Source organism: Luminiphilus syltensis NOR5-1B (assembly GCF_000158175.1).
GTDB lineage: Bacteria > Pseudomonadota > Gammaproteobacteria > Pseudomonadales > Halieaceae > Luminiphilus > Luminiphilus syltensis.
On the sequence record NZ_DS999411.1, the window covers coordinates 1,274,972 to 1,298,109 of the forward strand.

The window sequence follows — 23,138 nt, forward strand, 5'->3', positions numbered from 1 at the left end:
CCTGTCATGCTGGCTTGCAGTTGCCTGGGGCCGGTGATAAAACACGCTGAAATACCTACTGCTTTGTTCTGGCCCAAGCGTTGAAGGCACCCTATGCCATGCGCTGACCCGTTGCGATATTTCCCGTCGACGCGTTGCTTTGTTTGACCGGCCATTCGCGAACTGGTTTTGGCCGCGCCGAAACTGAATCCCAGTGTGGGTTGTGGTACGCAGTAACCAGGGGTCGCCGTAATGGGACCGGAAATTACCGGAGAATTGATGGCAACAAACGCGCAAGAACGGGTGCAGGAATTTTTCATTGCCATTACCCAATACCCACGGCGCACCATCGCGCTCACGCTGATACTCGTTGTGCTGGCCGCTGCGGGTCTGTCGCAGATCGTTAAAGACACCTCGGTCAAAGCGTTTATTCCACCCGACCACCCCTCGCTGGTCTCCGATGCTGTGGCCGAGGAGGTCTTCGGTCTTTCCGACTCCCTGGCCATCGCCGTGGTGGTTAGAGACGGCGGCTCTGTATTTGACCCCGAGGTCATGGTCGTTATCCGGGAGCTCACTGCTGAACTTCAGGGTATGCCCAACGTGCGATCAGAGCGGGTGGCGAGCCTGGCGACGGAGTCTTCCATCAGTGGCGCCGCCGGCTTTGTTGAGATTGACCCTTATATTCCGGGAGGGCCAATCGATGACGCTTTTGCGGTCGACAGCCGGCGACGTTTTGATGCCATGCTGGCCCACCAGGACGGACTGGCCACCATCGATGGCCAGGCGGCGGTCATCATGGCGGAACTGGCCAAGGAGGAACTCGCCAGCAAAAGCTATGAGATGGCATTGGCGCTCGCCAATAAATACGCTTCCGACGACATTGATATTCACGTTGCCGGACCGGGTGCGGTAAGCGGCTTTTTGAGTACCTACATCGACCGGGACGCGCGCAAGATGCAGCCGTTGGTCTTTGCCCTGGTGCTGCTCTTCATCTACCTCGCGTTCCGCCGCAAATCGGCGATGCCCGGGCCGCTGTTGGTGGTCGCTGGAGCCGCCGGTGGGGCTATGGGCATCATGGCCTGGACAGGAACGCCCTATTACGCGATTACCAATGCCTTGCCCGTGGTGCTGGTTGCCATATCGGTGGCCGACTCGATTCATATATTGACCGCGTTTTATCAGCGCCGATCACAGCACCCCGAGGGAAATACCCGTGATCTTGTGATCGGGGCAATGGCAGATATGTGGCGGCCCATTACGCTGACAACAGTCACGACAATGGCGGGTTTTTCGGGTATTGCGCTGATGTCGATCATGCCGCCGATTGTTATGTTCGGTTGGTTTGCCGCCCTCGGTGTGGCGTTGGCCTGGGCCTTGTCGATTTTTGCCCTGCCCAATGTCCTGTTTCTGCTGGACCCCAAACCGAGTCCCGCGTTTCGATCCTGGCGGCAAAATCGACCGAGCGGGCTGGGTAAGGCCCTGGCGCATATTGGCTCGGCGTCGGCACGACACTACGGCAAGGTACTGATTCTTTTTTGCGCGGCAGTGGTCCTGGTCTCGGTGGGTGCCTCGCAACTGCGGATTGATCGCGCCCAGGTTGATAATTTCGCCCCCGACGAGCCGATTCGTGTTGCTGATGAATTAATCAATTCGACCTTCGCCGGCAGTGCCTTTCTCGATGTCATTATCGAAACCGATACTGTGGAGGGCCTCCTCGATGCCCGGCGCATGCAGAAAATAGTCGCCTTGCAGCAGTATTTTGAGGGTCTGCCCCACGTGCAAAAAACGGTGGGGATTACGGATTATCTCACCCAGCTACATGCCGCTCTCGAGGAACTGCCACCATCGGCCGTGGCTGATCGCGTCCTACCCGACTCCGATGATGCGATCGCCCAGTATCTTCTGGTCTACGAATCGTCGGGGGATCCCACCGATTTCGAGGAGGAGATTGATACCGAATACCGGATGGCAATGATTCGCGGTGTGCTCAATGAACATCACTTCAGCCAGAACCGGGAAACCGTTGCCGCGCTCCAGAAGTACCTCGATACCCGGTTCGTTGAGCCCGGTATGACCGCCATGCTGACCGGCGACGTCAATGTCAGTTACCACTGGATGAACAGCCTGAAGCGCTCGCATTTTGGCGGTGTGATTGTTTCCCTGATACTGGTCCTGATTACCTCTATTTTGGTGTTTCGCTCGGTGAGTACCGGCATTGTCGCGGTGGTGCCCGTGAGTTTCACGGTGCTGCTGCTCTATGCGGTTATGGCACAGCGCGGTATTTACCTCGAACCGGCGACATCCATGTTCGCCGCCATTGCCATTGGTGTGGGCATCGATTTTGCGATCCACCTGATCGACAAATTAAGAGAGTCGCTGAAGTTGCACGATGAAGACATTTATCTTGCCGTAGATCACGCTTTACCGCTGACGGCCCGCGCCTGTTACTACAATTCGGCAGCCCTCGCGGTGGGGTTTGCCGTGCTGATGACCAGCGAGTTACCGACGTTGCAGCGATTCGGGGGTTTGGTCACCCTCGCATCGGCGTGCAGCTATGTATTGGCTCTGGTCATGGTTCCCGCACTGTTCGCCGCCGGCCGAGCCTATAGTCAAAGTGCCTTCAGGCCGGTACCGCGGGCCGCCGCCATCACCGCCGTCATCATGTTGCTGGTTTTGATCAGCACGGTCATCACCGATAAGGTGTATGCCGCTGATGCGGTTTCTTCATTGCCCGAACCGCCGGTGCTCGAAACGGGAGCGGCCGTCGCCCAGCGCGTGGCGGACAGGGAGGAGGGCACATCCTCACGCCGGCTGCTCGATATTGTGGTCACTGATCGACGCGGTAAAACCCGCGAGCGACAGGCACTGGTACTGAAGACGCGGACCGACAGCGCGCGCAGTACGCGGTTTACCTATCTGGCGCCCAAATCGGTTGCGGAAGTGACTTTTCTCAGCGAGGATTTTGACGCGGCCACGGCCTCGGACAACCGCTGGCTGTATCTCCCCGCGACGCGAAAGGTGCGGCGAATTCCCGCCTCAGATCGCGGTGACTATTTTCTCGGTACCGATTTTACCTACGAAGATATCCAGTCCGAGTTCAAGCTCTCGCTCGCGGATTACGACTTTGCCCTCGATGGCAGCAGCGTGTCAGAAGGGGGTACGCTGACCTATCAGCTTTCCGGAAAAACCAGGACCGATGCCATTGCCCGGGAGCTGGGCTATGGCGGGTTCACCGCTGAAGTGAACGCTGACTCCTGGCTTTTTCATCGGGTTGAATTCTCTGATCCGAAGGGTGAGCTGCTAAAAACCGTGCGGGTTCACGATGCCGCAGTTTTTGACGGGATCTGGTGCGCGACTGATATCGAGGTGACCAACCATCAGACCGATCACAAGACTCGATTTCTCTATCAGGACGTCGCTTTCGGCGAATCCCTGCCAGGCTCCCTGTTTAATCCACAAACCCTGAGTCGCGGTCTGCCATCGTCGCTATTGCCGTGAATCGTAAGCTGCATGGATTCGTGGCGCTTGTCGCCACTGCACTGATTACTGCGACCGCACACGGTGAAACCGCGAGGCTGATCGAGGTTCCTGTGGATCTCAGCGTGGGTATTGACCCCGCGCGGGGTGACCTCATGCAGGCGCAGTTTGAGGCGACGCCAAAATGGGGTCTGGCGCTCAGTGACTTGAGATCGATAACGGCGTCGTTTCGCTTGCGCCTCGACGCCCGCGATGAACTCGAGCCGGGCGCGCCGGACTTTGATCGCTATTCGGCAGCTTCAGCGCCGATCACACTGGGAGACGCCGGGACGCTCGAATTGCGCGATGTGTATTACGAGCAACTGCTGGACGCCGGGTTGATACGCCTCGGAAAGCAGCAGATCGTGTGGGGGCGGCTCGACGGAATCAAAGTGCTGGATGTATTGAATCCGCAGACCTATCGGGAATTTATTCTTGATGATCTCGACGAGTCGCGAATCAGCCTGTGGAGCGCGTATCTTGACGTGTCGCTGGGATCGTGGCGGGCCGAGCTGGCCTGGATTCCCGATCCAACCGGGCACGACATTCCCGAGGACGGCGCCTGGTTCGAGTTGACCGCGCCACGCTTCCGTTTTGGTGCGCCTGCAGGCAGTGCCGGGCTGCCCGCCGCGATTGATGGTAATGACCACTGGCTCGAAGACAGCGCTCTGGCCGCTCGAGTGTCACGCTTTAGCGCGGGTATCGACTGGAGTATCCAGCTTTATTCCGGGCTCGATCATGAACCCCTCGGCCAACTGATCGTCGATGAGGGGGCGGCCGTGGTTGAGCAGTTCTATCGACGCCGCGAGGTCGTGGGCGTTAGCGCCGAGACCTCGGTGGGCGCCCTGGCGATACGCGGTGAACTGTCGCATCAGCCCGATCGGCGGTTTAACGTAAGCGACGGCAATGGTCTTGGTGTGGTTGCCGCGGATCAAACCACGCTCGGGCTGGGTGCGGATATTGATCTGCCGCTGAATGTGTTCGCCAACGTGCAGTTTGTGCTCGATCGAGTCGCTGGTGCTCCCGCCGAACTTGTACGGCCCGATGAAGACCAGCTGATAACACTGTTCCTGCGGCGGCGCTTTGCGTATGACACCGTTGCGACCGAGCTGCGCTGGTATCACTCGTTCACCGATAACGATGACGCCCTGGTGCTTCGGGCGTCTTATGATGTCAGCGACGAGACCGCGGTTTATCTGTCCGCGGAACATTTCTCCGGTACGCAAGACGGGCTATTTGGCCAGTTTGAAGATCGGGACCGGGTGGTTTTGGGCGTTACCCACTACTTTTGATCGGAACTCACACGCGGCGAGTAAAGCGCAAACACCGAAGTGTTCGGAGGGTCCGGTCTTTATAAATTATTGGGGTAAGTCAGGGCTTACGAAAACGAGCGAATGCCCCGCCCACAATAATCAGTGGCTCGGCACTTTAGCCGCGAGTGCATCCGCATCGTCCATTGGCGTGTTGTTGGTCGCCGATGCTGCGGTACTGCGAATCAGACCGGGCACTCTCAGTGGCGCGAAGATCAGTTTGTCGAGCCGCTGATCCCGGGTTTCTCGCAGATATTCCAACCCCAGCGTCATGTCTTTATGGTCTTCGACATTCCGATGCTTGGCGGTACCAAAGAGGTAATCGAACCAGGGCACCAGGCTGCCGTAATTACTGTTGGTGTAGTGCGACTCGGCGCAATGATGTACGCGGTGGAAGTCGGGCGTCAGGATAAACCGGCGCAGGACGCGTTCCATGGGCATCGGTAGGCGAAGATTGCTGTGGCTGAATACCTGAATGCCGACATCGAACAGACGATAGGCAAGCGCCGATTCCGGGCTGACGCCCAGTGCGAGCACGATCGGCGCGGCCAGCGGCAGGCTGATCAGCGGTTCGAGGGGGTGATGCCGGTAGGTCGTCGACGCATCGACTTCGGTATCCGAGTGATGGATCACATGTAGTGGCCATAACCATGCCCAGCGGTGAAACGCCCGGTGCACCCAGTAGCTGAGAAATTGTGTGGCGGTGAGCAGGGCAAAAAAGCCAACCACCGGCCCCGCGTCAATCTTCGACAGCAGACCAATGTTGGCGACCTGGGTCCAACTGGCGAGCCAGACTACAAAAAGCGTGCTGACCACCGCAGAGGTGTACCAGCTGACAAGCCCGAGTGAGAAATTATTGGACCAGCGCCAGAGCATGCTCCCGGCTGGTTTGCGCGCGGGAATAAAACCCTCGAGCAGCATCGCGACAGCAAAAATCACCAGGGTCGCTGTGAGCACGACCTCGGCGGAAGACTGAATAACGATGTCCTGTTCCATTTAGGGGAGACCAGAAAGCTCAGTAGCCAACGGAAATGCCCTGGGCGCTGGTTGGCAAGTTAAGGTGAAGATGGTCAGATAATACCGGAGTCACAGTATGCGGTACCACCTTGAGGGCCCCGGCCACCCGCAGTAGCCCCCGCTGCGATTATCGTACCGACTGGAGCGCCATCATCCACGAAAACGGAGGGTGGCGTACATGTGAAATCGTAAGACTTGATTTCAATATCAATGGAACACTGATTTTCAATCGAATTGCCCTCTTCAAGAATTGTCGAGGACATGACATTGATTGTGGACGTCGAGCTGCAACTGTTGCCAGATACATTCAGAAATGTGCCGGTGGCCAATGTGTCCTGAACGCCGAGTCCGACCGCTAATAGCCCACCACCCAAAACGACAGCACCTGCGATTCGTTGGTTGATGGCTGAGTGCTTAAGGACCCTAATGGCAACTACGGCGAGAACAATTCCCAGGGCGATAAGCACACCCGAGGACATCGTGGGCACAGGCACTGCAGAGGCTGCAGAAACTGGCCCGACCGTGACGTAGGGGACGGTCGTTCCCGTTCCCTGGGCAGCGGCGAAACTTGAACCGATAAACGCGGGCGCCGGCAGAGCCGCGCGGCAAAGTCGTGAAAAGGTTATGTTATTCATTATGCGCTCCCAAACTTTTCGTAAATCGCGGCTCTTCCATTTGTCGTGAATAATAGTGACTTAGAACGCACTAAAAATACGGCTATTGACAGTAAACAAAAGCCAGATCTAAAAATCAAGCGCCTGATGACTGGCTAGACTCAGCAAAATCTTGTTGGAAATTGAGAGGCAAAACTGTTCCTGTTCGAGCCTATGTGGCGCGTAAACGGCGCCCGCTCAATCCAGATCTCGACCGTATTTGGTGGTGCCGATTAGGGTACCAACATGCTAAGTGTCGCCAAAACGGTGCTTCACGCTAAAGCCGTAAGACAAAACGCTACCTGCTCTAGTACGAAGGGAGACGATGGTCGATGCATGGCGAACGCCGACACTCACGGAGTAGCCGCGATGATAATGACGGTTAGGCCGGATTTAGATTTTCCAAACAACGCCCAATTTGAAGATCTGCGCCCGCAGGAAAAGGCGTGGTCTCAGGAGGTGCTGCGCTGTCATCCAGGAACCCGCCTCTGGGGGAAATGGCATCGCAATCGAACTGGTACGATTTGAGGAATAAATCGATAGGGCATTGATTGGAAACAACATTTGAACCGGCAATATTTGGAATCTGAACCACGATATCACCCCCGGGTGGACAGTCAGTCGGAGTAAGAATCGGGACATTTCCGGCAATGCTCCTTTCAATACCGAGCGCGGTAATGGCGGAGCCAATGCCTAATACAGAGAGACCGAGAATCCGCCTTGCGGCGGTGCTTTGGCGCAGCGAACGTAGCGCGACAACGACCAGAAAAAAACCGAGCGCGCTCAAAATGATCGGCGACATCGAAGGAACCGGCACTGCCATCGCGGTCACAGCATTGGAGCCAAAAGTCACCGAGCCACTGACCGGAGGATTCAGTGTGGCATGCGCGAGCGCGGAACTCAGCGCCAGGACAAGGAACGCGCTGGCTCGTTGTAAGAGTGACTTACGGATCATGTTCAGTCTCCCCCTAGAACTAAAAACGGATTCGGAAACTTAAGTTACCTGCAAAAATCATATTTTGAAAGCAAAAACGGTCGCTGTTTAGCGTGACGCCGGTCCGGGGATTCTCGCGTCGGCATCAGGTTTCGCCGCCCATTACCCGTGATGGCGAATTCCAGATCTGGGCCGCGGGCGCACGATCGCAATCGAGAAAGGCATCCGGATTCAAACTCGTAACGGTTAACTCAGGGTTCAAATAGGGTGACAACATCGCTTGTTGATTCGGCACCAGCTTCACGGGCTCCACCGAGCAGGAAAATTTCGTTGTCATAGGCAATGGCGCCTAACCCATGTCGAGGGGTTGGCATCGGAGAAGCCGGCTGCCAACTTTGCCTGCTCGGGTCAAAACACCAGGTGTCAGAAAACACACCATTGCCGAAGAAGCTTGCGTACTCGCCGCCGAACACGTAAATCTTCGAATTCAGGGCCGCTGCGGCGAGGCCGCCCTGGGCCTGCGGCATCGAGGGCAGGGATTCCCAGCGCCAGGCTTGGTCGCTCGCTCCGGGCGAACTTCCCGTGCCAGACAATACCGTCACATCGGCGACATTGCCGCCGCTGACGGTTCGCCCGCCAATCAGATAATGGTTGCCGTCTACTGTGGCACCTGCCGCAGAATTTCGCGGCGTCGGACAGTTTGGCCCCAGCATCCAGTTGTTGCCGCTGACATTGTAGATCTGGTGTCTGTCCGTATCGGTGTGATCCTGCCACTGGTCGTTCCCGGGGCTACTGGGCGTTCGCCCGGAGATGAGGTGCAGGAGGCCATCGCTGGCAAACAAAACCGATTCCGCCTGTGGCAGTGGCATTGAAGTCAGTTGACGCCAGCCGCTTCTGGGAAAGGCGGGATCGTAAACATGCAGTGATTGGCGCATTTTCCAGCGTCCACTATTGCTCAGGGTGAACCCGCCCGCTGCATAGAGCTTCCCCCCGTAGCCAATACAATTGACGTGATGGCTGGGCTCGGGGAAACCCGGTCCCGTCTGCCAGGTGTTGCGGGCAATGTCATAAACAAGGGTTTGGTCCGATAGGCCCAGACGATGATCCATAAAGTCCGGGGACAGCCCCCCCACAACGTAGATTTTTGTACCCAGCCGGGCGGGATAGATTTCCTGGGTTCGATAGGGCATCGAGGCCCCGCGACGCCACTTGCCCGCTGCAGCTTGGCTGATTCTGTTTCCTGCTAAAAAACTACCGGTGAGGGCGGCCATGGAAAATTGGCGTCGGTTAATCAATACTTGGATGTCCTTTCCCCTTGGATGTCGAGGGAAGTATATCCGAGAGCTTGCGGTCTTCTCGTTTCTGACTCGGTGGCTGCGCAACGACGCGCGTGGAATGCCTGCCCTTCGCGCGCACTCGATTATCCGCGCAGCGTTTCGGATGCCGCTGGACTTCGCAATGTAGAGCAGGTACCGAGGTAAGCATTACAGCGAGTGAGAGTCTGGAGTTATCTCCATCGGTCGGTAGCCGGGATCAAGGCGCGTTACATCACCGCCGTCAGCCCTTCATCCGCCGGGATCACCGCACCGTGAATCGCCTTCGACGCGTCGCTGCAGAGAAAAAGGATGATATCGGCCATGTCTTCGGGGTCGATAAAAAACCGGCCATTGGGGCTTGGGTGGGTTGCCATTAACGCGGCGATGGCGGATTCGCCCTCGGGGGTGCGCAGACCTGCGGTGAGCGGCGTGGCGACCGCGCCCGGTGCTATGCAGTTGATGCGTATGCCCTTTGGACCAAGCTCCGCCGCCAGCGTTCTTGTCAGCATGCCCACCGCGGCTTTCGAGGTGGAGTAAGCGCTGTCCCCGGCGCGGCCCGCGATGCCACTCACCGACGATACATTGACGATGACACCGCGACCGCGTTCCAGCATCGCCGGCAGACAGGCCTGGGTGACATGAAAGGTCCCTTTCACATTGACGTCGATATGTTGGTCGAAAAGCTGAAGCGGGCTTTCGGGTACCGGATTGGGTTCCCAGATACCGGCGTTATTGACCAGGGTATCGATGGGGCCAAGGGCTTCTGAAAGCAACGCTATCGCGTGTGCTACCTGCTGCGCATTGGCGATGTCAGCACGGGTGCCCGCCGCATCGATGCCGTGGGCTTTCAGTCGCGACACTTCCTCGTCGATGTCGCCGGTATCTGCGGTATCAATGATGCCGACGCGGGCGCCACGGTTCGCGAACGCGTGTGCCGTTGCCTGGCCGATACCCGAAGCACCGCCCGTGACCAGAACCGTTCGCCCGGCAAATAAGGCGCTATCGTTTGATGGGTCCATCAGGCGGTACTACCTCCATCAATCACCAGCTCGGCACCGTTGACGAAGGCCGCTTCATCGGAAGCCAGATACACAATGCCATTAGCCACATCTTCGGGTCGACCGATACGCCCGGTCGGCTGTGCGGCGCAGACCGATTCGTAAGCCTCCTGCGCCGCACCGGTTGCTTCGAGGTCCGCCCACAGCAGCGGCGTATCGATGACGCCGGGATGCACCGAGTTCACCCGGATTTTATAGTCGTGGCCCGCGCAATACTTCGCGAGGGACTTTGACAGGCTGCGCACGGCGCCTTTGGTGCTCGCATAAGCGCTTGCCGCAGGTTCTGCGACCTGGCCCGCGATCGAGGAAATGATGATGATCGAAGCGGCCGAATCCCAGGTGCGTTCCGTTGCCCCGCTTTTCATGATGGCGATAGCGGCCTGGCAACAGTGAAAAACGCCATCGACATTCACGGCGTAGAGCTCGTGCCAGGATTCGGCATCCATCGCCTCGAACGGCCGCGAATAGCCAATTCCCGCTGCGAGCACGGCAACATCGACTTCACCGAACTGCCGAATGGCGTCCGTCATGGCCTCCTCGCAGGCGGCGGCATCGCGCACGTCGAGCCGTCTGCTGGCGAGGACGTTTGTATCTACTGATTCAAGCGTATCGGCCAGCTGATCGATGGCATCAGACACATCGGTGGCAAAAACGTTCGCGCCGGCCTCCAGGCATTTGACCACGGCCGCACGGCCGATACCGCTGGCGGCGCCGGTGATAAAAACGGTCTTTCCCGCAAGCCTGCCGTTGTTATTCATGACCTACTCCACTGGTGCTCACGTCAGGCACCCCGGAATGCCGCGGGGGCGCCAGCCAGGGGCGTCAGATACTCGATCTGCGGCTCGCCATCGACGCAATCCCAGCCGGCCTCAGACATCGCCTTGTGGTAAGGCATGTCGGGGTGTGCGCTGTGGGCCTCCTGATTACGAAAGCATTCATAAAATACGAACAGCGTGGGGTCCTCCTGTGACTGGCGCACTTCGAAGGCCAGGCAGTCGGGCTCGTTGGCGTAGACATCCGTTGCCAACTGCGTAACAAGACCGGTGAAAACGTCCACCTGGTCGGCTTTTATGCGCACCCGCATAATGAGTGTGATCATTTTTATTTTACCTTTTGTCGCTTTTCCTAAACATTTCACCAGTATTTCGGGCCCTGACATAGCAGGCCCCGGCACGGGAGGCCGCGGGCTGTTTATGAATCGCGTCCGCTTCATGAACCATCGTACAACAGCCGGTAAAGATCAAACGATTCTCCGCGCACCTCCGATGTGGACGGTGACTTCCTGCGGGCCCCGGCAATGTAGAGTCGATTGCTCTGGTTGTTTGCAGATCCCGGGTGCTACGATGCCGTCAAAACAAGAGGAGTGCCCCATGCGACTACAAGGCCAGAATTGCGTGATTACCGGTGGATCGAGCGGCATCGGTGCTGCCACTGCGCGACGCTTCGTCGCTGAGGGTGCCGAGGTGTTGATTACCGATATCAACATGGAGGCGGCCGACGCCCTGGCCGCGGAACTTGGCGATGCCGTGACGACGTTTCGTTGCGATGTAAAGAGCGAGGCGGAGGTCAAGGCGGCGGCGGAGGCCGCCTATGCCCGATGGGGCAAGGTGGACGTGCTGGTCAATAATGCGGGCAGCGAGTTGAACCGTCCCTACGACGAAACCACCGAAGACGAATGGGACCATGTGCTGAACACCGACCTGAAGGGTCCGTGGTTGATGTGCAAGCATTTTGTACCGCCCATGGTGAAAGCGGGGTCCGGTAGCGTTATCAATATTTCTTCACTGAATGGCCTGGTGGGCTTTCCGCTGTCGACGGCGTACGGCAGTGCAAAAGGGGGGCTGGTGGTGTTCACCCGGGACATGGCAATAGAACTGGCCACCACCGGGGTACGCATTAACTGTGTCTGCCCCGGGGTCATTGAGACCGGCATGATGGAGCGCTGGACCGATCGCATGCCCGATAAAGAGGCCGCCCAGACCATGCTCAAAGGTGTCATGCCCATCGGTCGCATGGGTACCGCCGACGAAGTGGCCGGTTCGATCCTGTTTTTTGCGTCTGCCGATTCCAGTCTGTGTCAGGGCGCGGTACTCAGTGTCGACGGCGGATTTACCGCGCAGTAGAGAGAGCCATTGGTGCTCTGGGGGTTAACGCTGTGTTTCATCGCATAGGTCATCGCATAGGTCATCGCATAGGCGCTCAAATCGGAATCGTTGCGCTGACCGTCGCGACTCTGGGGGCGGGGGCGAGTAGTGCTTCGTCGTTAATAACACAAAAGTCTGTCAGCCTCGCGACTGCCCGACTGATGATCAGGGGTTGCGAAGACTATGCGCAGGAACACGCACTCGCACCCCTGGCAATGGCCGTGTACGACCGAGCCGGAAATCCGATCCTGTTCGTTATTCAGGACAATGCCATGCAAGCCGTGTCGGCTTTTGCCATGGCAAAAGCCCGAACAGCCGCAATCACAGGTCTTGCCACCGGTGCATTGGGCGACCTGGATTATGAGAACCATGAACGACCCATGGGTATTGCCAATATGCCGGGGCTGACGGTCGCACAAGGCGGCCTGCCGATCAGCACTGAGAACGGTGAGCATATAGGTGGCATTGGCGTCTCTGGTGCTTCTTCGACAGAAGACGAGGCCTGCAGCCGTGCCGCTATTGACGCCGTCAAAAGCCTGCTGAAATAAGCGCGCCGGTGTTGCCCCTACCGTTCGGGTTTAAGCACACGATACTTTCTCTTTTATTGCTTTAAGCAGGATAAACGGCCTTTGGCCTCTGGGCCGGCAATCGAATTTGCACGCTGGTAGGCGTGCCTGATAGTGGTCCGATCTGCGCAGACCTGAGTGTTAACTGAGATGGCCGGATTTCATCTTGGCCTTGAGGCGTCAGCTGGCCGGCGCACCCGCGTGTATCGTGGGCGCTGCTGGCCGGTTTGCAAAACTGATCAGTTCCAAAAGTACTCGAACGATGCCCCGTACTGACGCGGCGCCGCGAAGCTCATCAAGCCAATGAACCCAACACCTTCAAAGGCCGTGTCGATGTACCGCTCATCGGCAAGGTTGGTGCCCCAGATATTGATTCGCCAGTTTTCGGAAGCCGGCGTCCAGGTCAGGTTTGCATCAATATACTTCATTGACTGGATTTCCGAGCGTACCGAATTGGTCAGGTTGCCGAGGTACTTGGTATCGGTGTACCGATAGTTCGCACCGAAAGAGCTGGTGCCCGAGAACAGGGAGAACTCGTAACGAAGACCAAGCGACGCTGTCATATCCGGTGAGTTCTGCAGGTCTTCGCCACTCAGATCTTCGACCGTACCGGTCACCGGATTCAGGAACGGGAAGTCTGTGTATTCGGCATTCAGGTAACCGAGGTTCGCCGTCAGAAGCAATCCGTCGGTTGGAACCGCTTCCACCTCGAGTTCGAGACCCCAGGTTTCGGCTTCGGCCGCGTTGATGATCGAATTGCAGTTGATCGTGGCACCGGTCTGTTCATCGGTACAGAAGTAGATCAATGCCAACTGCAGGTCGTCGTAAGCGTTGAAGAAGCTGGATGCATTGACCCGCACCCTGTTATTGAACCACTCGCTTTTGATACCGACTTCCACGGTCTGTACCGTTTCCTCGTCATACGGACCGATATCCTCAGGTACACCCAGACGGCCAGTGAAGCCGCCCGACTTGAAGCCACGCGATGCGAACGCATACAGCATCATATCGTCGTTGAGGTCGTAGTCGATTCCGATCTTGGCAGCCCAGTTGTCCCATTGCTCCTCATCGGCTGCCGCAATATTCCCGACCGGCACACCACCTGAAAACAGCGCTTCTCCACCGGGGTGAAAAAACGTGGTTACGTCGACGTCTGCGTCGGTCTCTTCATGCGCGAAACGGCCACCCACTTGTAGCCGCATTCGATCAGAGATATCGATAAAGGCGTGTGCGAACGCTGACACGGACCAGTTTTCCCAATCCATGGTGGTCACCTGGTTCAGCGGCCCGGCGAACGGGATACGGAAGTTCTGGATATGATCCCACTCGTTTTCCTGGTAGAACACCCCCGTTATGATCTCGGTGCTGTCACCAATCGGAATCGTTGCGCGCAATTCCTGCGAGAACTGCTCGCCTTCGGACGGTCGTTGTGTGTCATCGATGAACAGCACCGTGCCATCCTGATCGGTCTCCTCGTAGAGCTCGAAGTTTTTGTAGCCGGTGATGGACGTCAATTTCCCCCAGCCCAGATCTTTGTTAATGGTCAGCCCGTAGCTTTCCACATCCTGGTCAGACACATCCCGTACCGAGTTGTTTGCCGACTTGTAGCTGTTAGGTGCTCTGCACTTTCCGCCCGGCTTACACACGCTCTCATACATCACGCCACCATCGGGCCCGACCGTCCCCTCGGGCACGTAGGTGATCTCACCCGGATAGGAGCCATTGACCACTATCGGCGCACCATTGCGTGAACGGGTCGCCTCGGCGATAAAGGTCGCATCAAGGGTCTCGCCGTCGTCATAGCGCAGATAACCGCGCACAATAGTCACGTCTTTGTCACCCATACTGTCGCCGTTGACGACGTTCGTGACGAAGCCGTCGCGCTGGTAATTCGCCGCCGTGATCTTGCCAGACAGGTTTTCGGTGATCGGGAAGTTGATCGAACCCATGATATCGCGCTGGTTATAGTCGCCGACGTTTACCTTGAGATCGCCACCCAGTTCCCCCGTCGGCTGACGGGTCACCACGTTGATCACCCCGCCGGTGGTGTTGGCACCGAACAGCGTGCCCTGCGGTCCGCGGTGGACTTCAATGCGCTCGATATCGTAAAGATCGAGCAAGGAAAGCATATTGAAAACCAGTGGCACACCATCGACCACGGTGGTGACGGTTTGCCCGGCATACGGATCGGGCTCGATCACGCCCATGCCTCGAATATTGAATACGGCACCGTGCGGCGTATTCGCAAAATGGGTGATTTGAACGTTCGGCGCTGAACCGCTCAATGCGGTCAGATCACCGATCTGAAAGTCCGCTATGCGCTCACCGCTGATTGCGGTCACCGAGATGGGCACTTGCTGCAAACTTTCGGTACGCTTCTGCGCCGTGACAACGACCTCCTCAAGTTGGGCGTTCGCGGCCGACACCGCCAACGTCAGGCTTGCTGTAACCAACGATCGAGCGAGCGGGCGAGCAATTTTGGAATGCATAATCAGTACTCCCTTAGGTAACCTTTTTTATTGATTGCTCAGCATTCAGCGTCTGGTGAAGATGCTGTTTCTGATCATGCTGATAATTAGCGAGTATCCCCGGCGCTACTTTCGAAGCGAGGCAGCCAGAATATGCGGTGCCGATGGCCCCTAACACGCCATGGCGGACCTTAGAATGGTCCTGATGGTTTGACATACGCGATGAGCCCTTTTTTTGTTATTGGACTATCTACCGCTTAGCAATACAGCAATTGTTATTAACCAGTCAAACCATTTAGCTTGTTTTTTCACGGCAATGTGTTGCGGCGTGGCTTATCCACAACCCCTTCAAATAGCCGGGTTGCTCAAAAATCGTGAAACCTCGTTATTGCGGGGTGGCAGGTATTCAGCCCGCGGCAACCCAAAAATAGCCGCGACCTCACCTTGCCTGTGTCAACTTCGTTCGGGGGGCGCGTGATATACCCCGGCGATCGGAGGAGGCACGGCTCAGTGCTGATAGGCGAGGGCGTGGTGTACGTTATCCCGTTCGGAGACCTAGTCGGGGCGAGAGGCCTCCGGGCCGGCAATCGACATCGCTTTTTGATAGGCGGGTCTGGAGGTGACCCGCCCTATGTAGGCTTGGGTATTGGGCATGCTGTCATCAATCGTGCGGGCGCCGACCAGCGTGGTCAGTGAGGTCAGGTTGAAAATAGACATAATGTCCGCACAACTGAATTCCGGACCGCCGAGATAGTCCGACTCGCCAAGGCGTTGCTCCAGCGCCCGGTAGAGCCCTTCCCCTCGCCGTGACATGGTGGTCATGATTACATTATCGGGCCCCGGCTCTGTGCCACCGGCGGACTCATAGGCCATTTTGGTGAACACGCTGGTTTGCAGATTGTTGTTGAACTGCATCCAGTAGAGGTAGTGGGGATAGTCGGGGGATTCGACGCTTACGGACAATTTACCGTCGCCGTGGCGCTGGGAAATGTACTCGACAATCGCCGTCGACTCCGCCATGACCAGGTCACCGTCGGTGATGATCGGAGCAGTGCCACTGGGATGCAGGGCCCGATACTCCGGGGGTGCCAGCATATCTTCGCCGCGGTCGTACCATTTCAGCGCGTAGGGAAGCCCCAACTCCTCCATAAGCCATACGATGCGATCGGATTGTGATACGCCCAGGTGGTGAATCGTAATCATAAGAAGTTCCTTTCCGTTGAAAATAGGTTGCTGCCAAGGGAACTGACGTTTTGTATCCGAATCAAAAGTATTCAAATTCAGTGTTCAGAGTGCCAAGGTTTCTACCAAAGAAACCCGGCGTGTACCAGTGTGCCTCTACCGCATCTCTCCGAAACCCCACTTGACCGCTACGAGCCCATGAGCAATAGGTCATCAGGCCCGCTGTCGCACAACATAGTCACTGGCAGTCGATTAGCTTCGGTATGGGCTGGTTCCATTCTTATTATACCCACCGCCTGTGGGCCGATCCGGTACGCGGTATCGGAGCGGTGCATCCTTCACTCATTGGGCTGAAATGCAGCGAAAGCGGGGGGTAGATCGCCGACGCTTGTTGATACTCCCGTAGAGTGGCACTCAGTGGGGCGCTGCATCGCCGGATGGAGGCGCGCGGCAGCGACTGGAATCTGTGTAAAAACTGGTCTACGTTACTCTTGAGAACAACGTCTTTAGCGCGCAGTAAAAGGAGCGAGAAAAATGAAGAAGCGTTCAGTAGTAACATCGATTTTTGGCCCGCTGGTTGCCAGCTCGCTGTTTGCCACCGTGACGGTTGCCGGTATCGCCACGATCGAGTCCTCCGACGGCGGTGAAACGACGCTCGAATACAACGAGACCATGCTGCGTATCAACAGCGCCGAAAGTACCGACGCATATATGGTGGTGCGCGACGGCAACATGTATTCGGTTGTCGATACCGGCGATGGCATGATGGTGATGGACGCGGGTGCCATGATGAAACAGCTGGGTAATTCCGGGATGCTGCCGACTGACTGGAATAGCGATCTCGCTGGCGAGCTGTTGTCGTTCGAAGACACGGGAAAGAAGGAGACCGTTGCCGGTATTCGTGGCGATGTGTACGAAGCGCGCTTCAGGGATGAAGACGGCGAGGAGCGCCTGGAAACCCTGGTGCTCTCATCGGACCCGCGTGTTCAGGAATACACCCAGGCCATGGGTCAAATGATGGCCTTCGCGACCTCAATCGCCCCCGAGGCGTCTCGGGAGAAAAGCGACGACTTTATGCAGCGGCTGACGGCGATGGACGCCGGCGTGCTTCGCTTTGGGGACGACATGCGCGTGAGCACCATCAGCGGAGAAACGGTACCCGCTGACCGATTCGAATTGCCGGCGGAACCCACCGATATGAGCGGTTTGTCCGGTCTTCTCGGCAAGTTATCGACCACAGAAGCTGCGGATAGCGAGGGTGAGAGCTCCACCGAACCCGAAGAAGAAGAAAAGGGAGGCCTGTTTTCCAGTGTGATGGGTGTTCTCGGTGCCAAGACCGAGCGGCAAAAAGACCGGGTGGAAGATCAGGTAGATGAAACGGTCGATGAGGAGACCGACAAAGCTACTGACAGTGTGATCGATAAGGCGCTGGGCACGCTGTTTGGCAAGTAAAGCCCGATTGCAATGGGTTTGGCGCGAGGTGTTCGGTGTCGCCGGGAGAATAACCGGGCGGTGCTGCGGTGAGCGATGGCGGCTCGACTCGCTGCGCGAATTACCGCTGAAAAAGTAATAACGCTTAAAAAATGGCCACTACACTGGGGTCCGGGCGGCCAAGCCTCCGCTTACCCGCGCAACCCCGATATTGACTGAACGCCGCGACTCCGAGAACTAATCCTCGCCCCGATCAAGAGGGAACAACCGATAACACCGCGTGGCTTGAGGCAATAACGTCGGCGCTGGCGTACAAAGCCACACCGGTCAAAGTTCCCGATAGTCCGGATGCCCCGGTTGCTGAATTTGCAGTGTGTGCAGGCTAAAGCCGCTCTTCACCAGATCTTCCAGACCATTGGGCAACTGGTAGCTGAAATCGAGAATGTACCGGCGTTTGGAAATACGCCATTGCCCGCCGCGTTTCTCCAGCTCATCCAGGTAGCGGCCACCAAAAAGGCTGTCAACGCTGTTGCCATCGTCATCCGTGGACATGCTCACTGTGAATCCATAACACTCACTCTGTGCCTTCGCGCCTTCAATACGAATCAATGCACCGCCGGACATATGCCAGCGGCGGGGTGCGGCGAGCTCGACTTCCATGACCGTTTCCACCCAGCCCGTACCGTCTCCGGAATAAAATCCGTAGTCGATGTCGGCGTCCGGCCAGAAGCAGCTTGCCTGTCCTTCGCGGTCCAGCCAGTCGAGGGTTCGGGCATAACGCATCAACACTTCTTCGCAGGCCTTTTTATCGAGCAGTTCCTGTAGTTCCCGTTCCATCAGCTTTCTTCCTTGACTTTAAAGATTCGAATATCACACAGTGGTGACTGCGTCTCAATCTAAAGACAATAAGGGCGGATATGAGTAATTCTAAGCAACCCGATGTAGACCTGTTCAACCTTGAAACCCAGCAATGTCCGTACGATGCCTACAAAGCACTGCGGGATGAAGCCCCAGTCTATCAGTGCCCCGAGACCGGCATGTATATCATCACGCGGTATGAGGACGTACGCCGGGTTCTCACCGATCACGATAATTTCACCAATCGCACCACGCTTTACGGTAAGCAGCCCGTGCTTAGTGATCGCCAGCAGATGGTTAACGATTTATTTGAAAAAGAGGGGTGGCTACCGGCACCGACACTGGCCGCGCGGGACGACCCTGACCACAAGGCCATGCGTTCCGTATTCAATGAGGCGTTCAGGCCCGGCAAAATAAAGGCGATGGATAGTGAGGTAGAGGCGCTGGCCTACCGGCTGATCGATGACTTTATAGAGGATGGCCACTGCGAGTGGGTCCAGCAGTTTGCCATACCCCTGCCCCTATTTATTATTGGCCAGCAGATGGGTGCCGACCCCGCGGATCTGTGGCGCATCAAAGGCTGGACCGAAGCGTTCTTCGAACGTATCAGCATGATGCAAAGCCCCGACGAGGAACTCGATACCGTCCGCCGGGAGATCGAGGCGCAACATTATTTCCAGCCTATTTTTGAGCAATTGCGGCGCAAACCCGAGGACTCGCTGTTGAGCATTCTGGTCAATACAGTCATCGAGGAATGGGGCCGGCCGATGAACGACAACGAGCTCCATGCCGAGATGATGGCCGATACGTTTGTCGGGGGCGCCGAGACCACGACCAATGCGATTGCTTCCGGGGTTAAGTTGCTCATCGAGAACAAGAATATCTGGGATCAACTGAAATCGGATCCGGATCGCTATCTGAAGACGTTTATAGAGGAGGTGTTGCGCCTCGAGTCGCCGGTGCAGAGCCTGATGCGCGCGGCGGCCAAGGATGTGGAGATTGGCGGCACGCTGATTCCCAAAGGCAGTCTGATCAATGTTCGCTACGCGGCTGCCAATCGCGACGAACGCCGTTTCGACAAGGCCACGGAAATTGATTTGGAGCGCAAGAATGCAGGCGGCCATATGGCATTCGGTTCGGGTAAACACCACTGCCTGGGTGCACCGTTGGCGAGACGCGAGTTGCTTTGGTCGTTCACGGCGCTACTCGATCGAGTGGACGACCTCTGGTTCGCCGAGGGCAAGAATGAGTTCCGCTATCACCCCCATTACCTGCTGCGCGCGCTCAAGGAACTGCATATCGAGTTTCGTCCTGCCCAGAGCTGTAGAGACTAATCACCCGGGAAAACGCGTGAATAATTTTCATGAGTCTCTGTCTAAAGTTCGAAACGGTTCGAGTCAGCGCGAGCTTTGAGGTGACGGGGGCAGTTTAGCCAGTCCGGCCCCACCAGCCAGTAGATTTAAAACGGGTGCGTTGAACCAGCTTGTCGTCCAGCCAAAGGGCCAGGTGACGTAGCTTGCCTCCAGCCAGTTTTCGCCAAGCGCGGTTATACCACTTGCCATAATCGCGATTGTAAGGGCAGGTGCGAATACAAATGGAGCAGTCCGTATTCTGGTTTGCCCAGAACTTAAAGCATTTTTCAGCATCTACAGTCCATTTTGACACGCCGATCAAATTGGATCGGTTATAGACTTTCGTCGTCGGCTCTTCAAAGGTGATGGCCTTTGGCGGGCATCCGGCGGCACAGCGATCACAGATCTCACAAAACTCCTTCACTCCAAACTTCTTCGGTGTAGACAACACCAGCGGCATATCCGTATGGATGCGTCCCAACCGCAATCGTGGGCCGTACTCCTCCGTTATCAGCAAGCTGTGTCGACCCACCTCCCCGAGACCTGCCTGTACTGCCAGTGGAATGGCAAGCGACGAATCGTTCATACTGGCGTGCGCTCGGTAGCCTAGGTTGCGGATATACTGGGTGAGGGTGAGTAGCGTGACCGCGTCGTTAGAATAGCCCAGCCCGGTAGCAGTGCCTGATAGGGCCGACGGCACGGTGCGAGTTAAGTCTTCATCCATTGATTCGCCCAAAACTATGACGTGAGGTAAGTCATCGGGAATTTCCTGCGCTATGCTTTGCTGGGAATTTTCGTCATAGATCTTGCTGTACATCCAGCGATCGTCGTAGGCGCAAACGCCGACTACATCGGCTCCAGCCAGCTTCGCTACTTTGTGTAAGTCTGACGTGGCTTCCTCCGCGCTGGCAAATGCAAAAGGTTCAGGCCAGCCTTCATCGTGCGAGGTAAAAGGATTGAAAAAGCCTTCTTTTCTACCGTGCTCGTCGCGTTTGATATCGCGTAACACGTTGGTTACGTGCCAGGCTGCATTACGCAGGGCGTAGTCCCGTTGGCTAAACCCGTCGGTCTTGCGGGCGCGGGCATTGGGCATGAAGTAGCTTTTGAAAAAATTCAGTGCTTTTTCAGTACGAATTTCTTCATCCCATTCTGAGCGACAATAGATTTCGTCCCTCTGGTCAAACTTGTCGAAATCAGAGTTAATTTCAAACCCTGTTAGTTCATCTATAGGTTTTTGATGTGGATTCTTCATGTAATGACGAGTGTTAGATTGATCAAGTCCATTCTCTTACCGCGGATTCGCTCTTCATATTTTTAACTCCGTCTCGCCTATTTATTTTGTGCTCGCGTTAAATATCAGAACTAACGTCTAAACTAGAATGCTCGTTATTTTTGTGCATCTGGGCCTGTGTTGCCAATGTACATTAGCGAAAACGCCGCGCTAGTAGCGTGCGGTTAAACGAGTTAGCAGTGAAACTGATACCGTGAAGCTGGCAGCTGAAAGTACTCAAATTCACGGGAAGCCACACTTCCCGAAATGCATTTTTTACCAATAGCAAATCCACTTCACCACCTGCCTTGGAGAAGCTGATAGTTTCTCGCCGAAGGCTTTGCTCCATAGTCCCCTCCCAAAAGATAGGAGGATCTCTACCCTATGGCCTGGCTCTCTTTTCCGGACGAGGAGAACTCTCAAAGAGCACCATTCCAGAAACTGAAATGATTAATCAACCTTGCCGCCGGCGGTTTCCTCAATTACTCTATTTGGGTATTTTTTCATCATAGCCCGGTGCTCCCATATCATTCTCCTTATCGGTTGCATCGCCCAAAGGTATTCTCTTCTGCCTGGATGAGATTCCACCGGGTCACGCAGTAAGTTATAGATCTCTCCTGACTGAAGGTGAAATTTTATGTCACCCATGCGTATGGCGGATAACATCGAAGCGGGACCCGTGCTCGATAGATTTTTGTATGCGATATAGCGATAAAAGAACACATAGTCCCTACGTGAATACCCCTCCCCGTTAAACAAAAGACTACGCTGGTCTACACCATCAATGACCCTGTCATCGGGGATGGCTGCTTTGGCTCCTGCAAGATTTGCAATCGTGGTATACCAATCGGAAACATGTACGATATCTATGGGAGTCTGCCCTGGTGCAATTGATCCCGGCCATTTGGCAATCCCGGGTGTCCTGACACCTCCTTCATACACTTCTGACTTGTAGCCACGCAGCCAACTGAATCCGGTAGAAGGATAAAATTTGTTCATGGGCCCGTTATCACTAATCCAGAGAACAAGAGTGTTCTCATCGATACCCATATTATCAAGTGACTCAAATAAGCGAGCCATATTTTTATCGTGTTGGACAAGTTGCCGCGCCTGACAATTACTCTTGTCAAGATATGGGCTGTCTACGTCGGGGCAGCTGAAAACCTGTTGAGTGTTAGTAGCGAAATAGGCGAAGAACGGTATACCCGCTTCATGTTGGTCACGCATAAAGGCGATGACTTCATCGGTCAGTTCATTATCGAAGGTATTAAACCGGGAGAGAGACAAAGGGTCGATTTCTTCGGCAGGTGTATTGCGCTTCGCTCGCATGATGCCATGCAAGGGAATATCAAACGTTTCCTCGTACGCCTCTGGAATATCGATGAAATAGGGCGGGCCGGTAATTCCCGTATCATTTTCTGTGTCGTAGTGTGTGGCATTCTCCCGCCAAGGCCAAATAGCGCCGTTATACAAATTGTAGTAGGCGTAATCAAACCCCTGATACTGGGGCTGATGCTCCTGTAGCTCACCTAGGTGCCACTTGCCGAACATACCAGTGGCGTACCCGGCTTCAGACAATACCTCGGCTAACGTCACTTCATCAGCGACCAGTCCTTTGACCTGCCCGGGGAATAGTACCTCGTCTAATCCAGTTCTTACTGGATGCCTGCCCGTCATCAATGCGACCCGAGTCGGCGTACAGCTTGGCTCCGTATAATGTGACAGAAAACGCATGCCCTCGTCAGCCATCTGATCCAGCGCTGGGGTTGGGGCTCCTTTCAGTTTTCCTCCCCCATAACTGCCGAGTTCCCCCCAGCCAATATCGTCTGCCAGAATCACTAATATGTTCGGACGTCGCTCAAAGCGAGCGGTCAGAGAGCGCAGCTGCTTATCGACGGCGGCATCCTGAGTTGCCCATTCGGACCCGAATTTTTCCCGCAGTGCTTTCTGCGCGGCATCCACTTGCAGTGCCTGTACTTCAAAGCTGCATAGAAAGCATATCAGCAATATGCTCCCGGGTAGGTTGGCCAGAAACGTCGACTGCCTTTTTTTGCTCATCGTTTGACCTATAGAATTTTTGTCAG

The 23,138-nt window shown here is 56.0% G+C and carries 18 protein-coding genes; 6 read left to right on the forward strand and 12 right to left on the reverse strand.

Annotated elements, in window-relative coordinates:
• Positions 1-231: 231 nt before the first annotated feature.
• Both NOR51B_RS05800 and NOR51B_RS05805 read left to right on the forward strand, forming a co-directional pair.
• The gene (locus NOR51B_RS05800) at positions 232-3,477 is read left to right on the forward strand and encodes an outer membrane lipoprotein-sorting protein (RefSeq protein ID WP_009021378.1); all 3,246 of its coding nucleotides are present in this window, start codon (positions 232-234) and stop codon (positions 3,475-3,477) included.
• Positions 3,474-4,787 (forward strand): DUF1302 family protein, encoded by a 1,314-nt coding sequence (locus NOR51B_RS05805; RefSeq protein ID WP_009019219.1) that lies wholly within the window; start codon positions 3,474-3,476, stop codon positions 4,785-4,787. Before NOR51B_RS05800 ends, NOR51B_RS05805 begins: the two co-directional genes overlap by 4 nt.
• A gap of 120 nt (positions 4,788-4,907) precedes the next feature.
• Here the strand turns inward: NOR51B_RS05805 and NOR51B_RS14890 are convergent, their stop codons facing one another.
• From NOR51B_RS14890 to NOR51B_RS05840, 7 genes are all read right to left on the reverse strand, one after another.
• A complete protein-coding gene (locus tag NOR51B_RS14890) occupies positions 4,908-5,801 on the reverse strand; it encodes a sterol desaturase family protein (RefSeq protein ID WP_009019649.1) in 894 nt (297 codons plus the stop codon).
• A 74-nt stretch (positions 5,802-5,875) separates the two neighbouring features.
• Complete coding sequence (locus tag NOR51B_RS05815; RefSeq protein WP_040481850.1) at positions 5,876-6,457, reverse strand: hypothetical protein; 582 nt, start codon at positions 6,455-6,457, stop codon at positions 5,876-5,878.
• A 400-nt stretch (positions 6,458-6,857) separates the two neighbouring features.
• Positions 6,858-7,307 (reverse strand): hypothetical protein, encoded by a 450-nt coding sequence (locus NOR51B_RS05820; RefSeq protein ID WP_154647612.1) that lies wholly within the window; start codon positions 7,305-7,307, stop codon positions 6,858-6,860.
• A gap of 353 nt (positions 7,308-7,660) precedes the next feature.
• The gene (locus NOR51B_RS05825) at positions 7,661-8,599 is read right to left on the reverse strand and encodes a Kelch repeat-containing protein (protein WP_009021172.1); all 939 of its coding nucleotides are present in this window, start codon (positions 8,597-8,599) and stop codon (positions 7,661-7,663) included.
• A 353-nt stretch (positions 8,600-8,952) separates the two neighbouring features.
• Positions 8,953-9,744: an SDR family NAD(P)-dependent oxidoreductase gene (locus NOR51B_RS05830; RefSeq protein ID WP_009019160.1), complete on the reverse strand. Its 792-nt coding sequence runs from the start codon at positions 9,742-9,744 to the stop codon at positions 8,953-8,955.
• Positions 9,744-10,541 (reverse strand): SDR family NAD(P)-dependent oxidoreductase, encoded by a 798-nt coding sequence (locus NOR51B_RS05835; protein ID WP_009019071.1) that lies wholly within the window; start codon positions 10,539-10,541, stop codon positions 9,744-9,746. The genes NOR51B_RS05830 and NOR51B_RS05835 overlap by 1 nt, the downstream gene beginning before the upstream one ends.
• A gap of 23 nt (positions 10,542-10,564) precedes the next feature.
• A complete protein-coding gene (locus NOR51B_RS05840; protein ID WP_040481852.1) occupies positions 10,565-10,882 on the reverse strand; it encodes a putative quinol monooxygenase in 318 nt (105 codons plus the stop codon).
• 271 nt (positions 10,883-11,153) lie between these two features.
• On the opposite strand from NOR51B_RS05840, the gene NOR51B_RS05845 reads away from it, so the two are divergent.
• Positions 11,154-11,906 carry an SDR family NAD(P)-dependent oxidoreductase gene (locus NOR51B_RS05845; RefSeq protein WP_040481853.1) on the forward strand — a complete coding sequence of 251 codons (753 nt, stop codon included), beginning with the start codon at positions 11,154-11,156 and terminating at the stop codon, positions 11,904-11,906.
• 32 nt (positions 11,907-11,938) lie between these two features.
• Positions 11,939-12,475 carry a GlcG/HbpS family heme-binding protein gene (locus tag NOR51B_RS05850; RefSeq protein ID WP_195891471.1) on the forward strand — a complete coding sequence of 179 codons (537 nt, stop codon included), beginning with the start codon at positions 11,939-11,941 and terminating at the stop codon, positions 12,473-12,475.
• A gap of 257 nt (positions 12,476-12,732) precedes the next feature.
• Here NOR51B_RS05850 and NOR51B_RS05855 read toward each other — a convergent pair whose 3' ends face one another.
• On the reverse strand, positions 12,733-14,982 hold the full coding sequence (locus tag NOR51B_RS05855; RefSeq protein ID WP_009020016.1) for a TonB-dependent receptor: 2,250 nt from the start codon (positions 14,980-14,982) through the stop codon (positions 12,733-12,735).
• A 534-nt stretch (positions 14,983-15,516) separates the two neighbouring features.
• Entirely contained in the window at positions 15,517-16,164 is a 648-nt protein-coding gene (locus NOR51B_RS05860) for a glutathione S-transferase family protein (protein WP_009021030.1), read from the reverse strand.
• Between the two features lie 513 nt (positions 16,165-16,677).
• Here NOR51B_RS05860 and NOR51B_RS05865 point away from each other — a divergent pair.
• Positions 16,678-17,595 (forward strand): hypothetical protein, encoded by a 918-nt coding sequence (locus tag NOR51B_RS05865; protein ID WP_009020436.1) that lies wholly within the window; start codon positions 16,678-16,680, stop codon positions 17,593-17,595.
• Positions 17,596-17,901: 306 nt separating this feature from the next.
• On the opposite strand, the gene NOR51B_RS05870 is transcribed toward NOR51B_RS05865, so the two are convergent.
• Positions 17,902-18,411 carry a nuclear transport factor 2 family protein gene (locus tag NOR51B_RS05870; RefSeq protein ID WP_009020190.1) on the reverse strand — a complete coding sequence of 170 codons (510 nt, stop codon included), beginning with the start codon at positions 18,409-18,411 and terminating at the stop codon, positions 17,902-17,904.
• Positions 18,412-18,491: 80 nt separating this feature from the next.
• Between NOR51B_RS05870 and NOR51B_RS05875 the strand changes: the two genes are divergently transcribed.
• Positions 18,492-19,766 (forward strand): cytochrome P450, encoded by a 1,275-nt coding sequence (locus NOR51B_RS05875; protein WP_009019431.1) that lies wholly within the window; start codon positions 18,492-18,494, stop codon positions 19,764-19,766.
• Between the two features lie 94 nt (positions 19,767-19,860).
• Here the strand turns inward: NOR51B_RS05875 and NOR51B_RS05880 are convergent, their stop codons facing one another.
• Complete coding sequence (locus tag NOR51B_RS05880; protein ID WP_009021343.1) at positions 19,861-21,036, reverse strand: 4Fe-4S dicluster domain-containing protein; 1,176 nt, start codon at positions 21,034-21,036, stop codon at positions 19,861-19,863.
• A 468-nt stretch (positions 21,037-21,504) separates the two neighbouring features.
• The gene (locus tag NOR51B_RS05885) at positions 21,505-23,112 is read right to left on the reverse strand and encodes a sulfatase-like hydrolase/transferase (RefSeq protein ID WP_009019484.1); all 1,608 of its coding nucleotides are present in this window, start codon (positions 23,110-23,112) and stop codon (positions 21,505-21,507) included.
• Between the last annotated feature and the right edge of the window lie 26 nt (positions 23,113-23,138).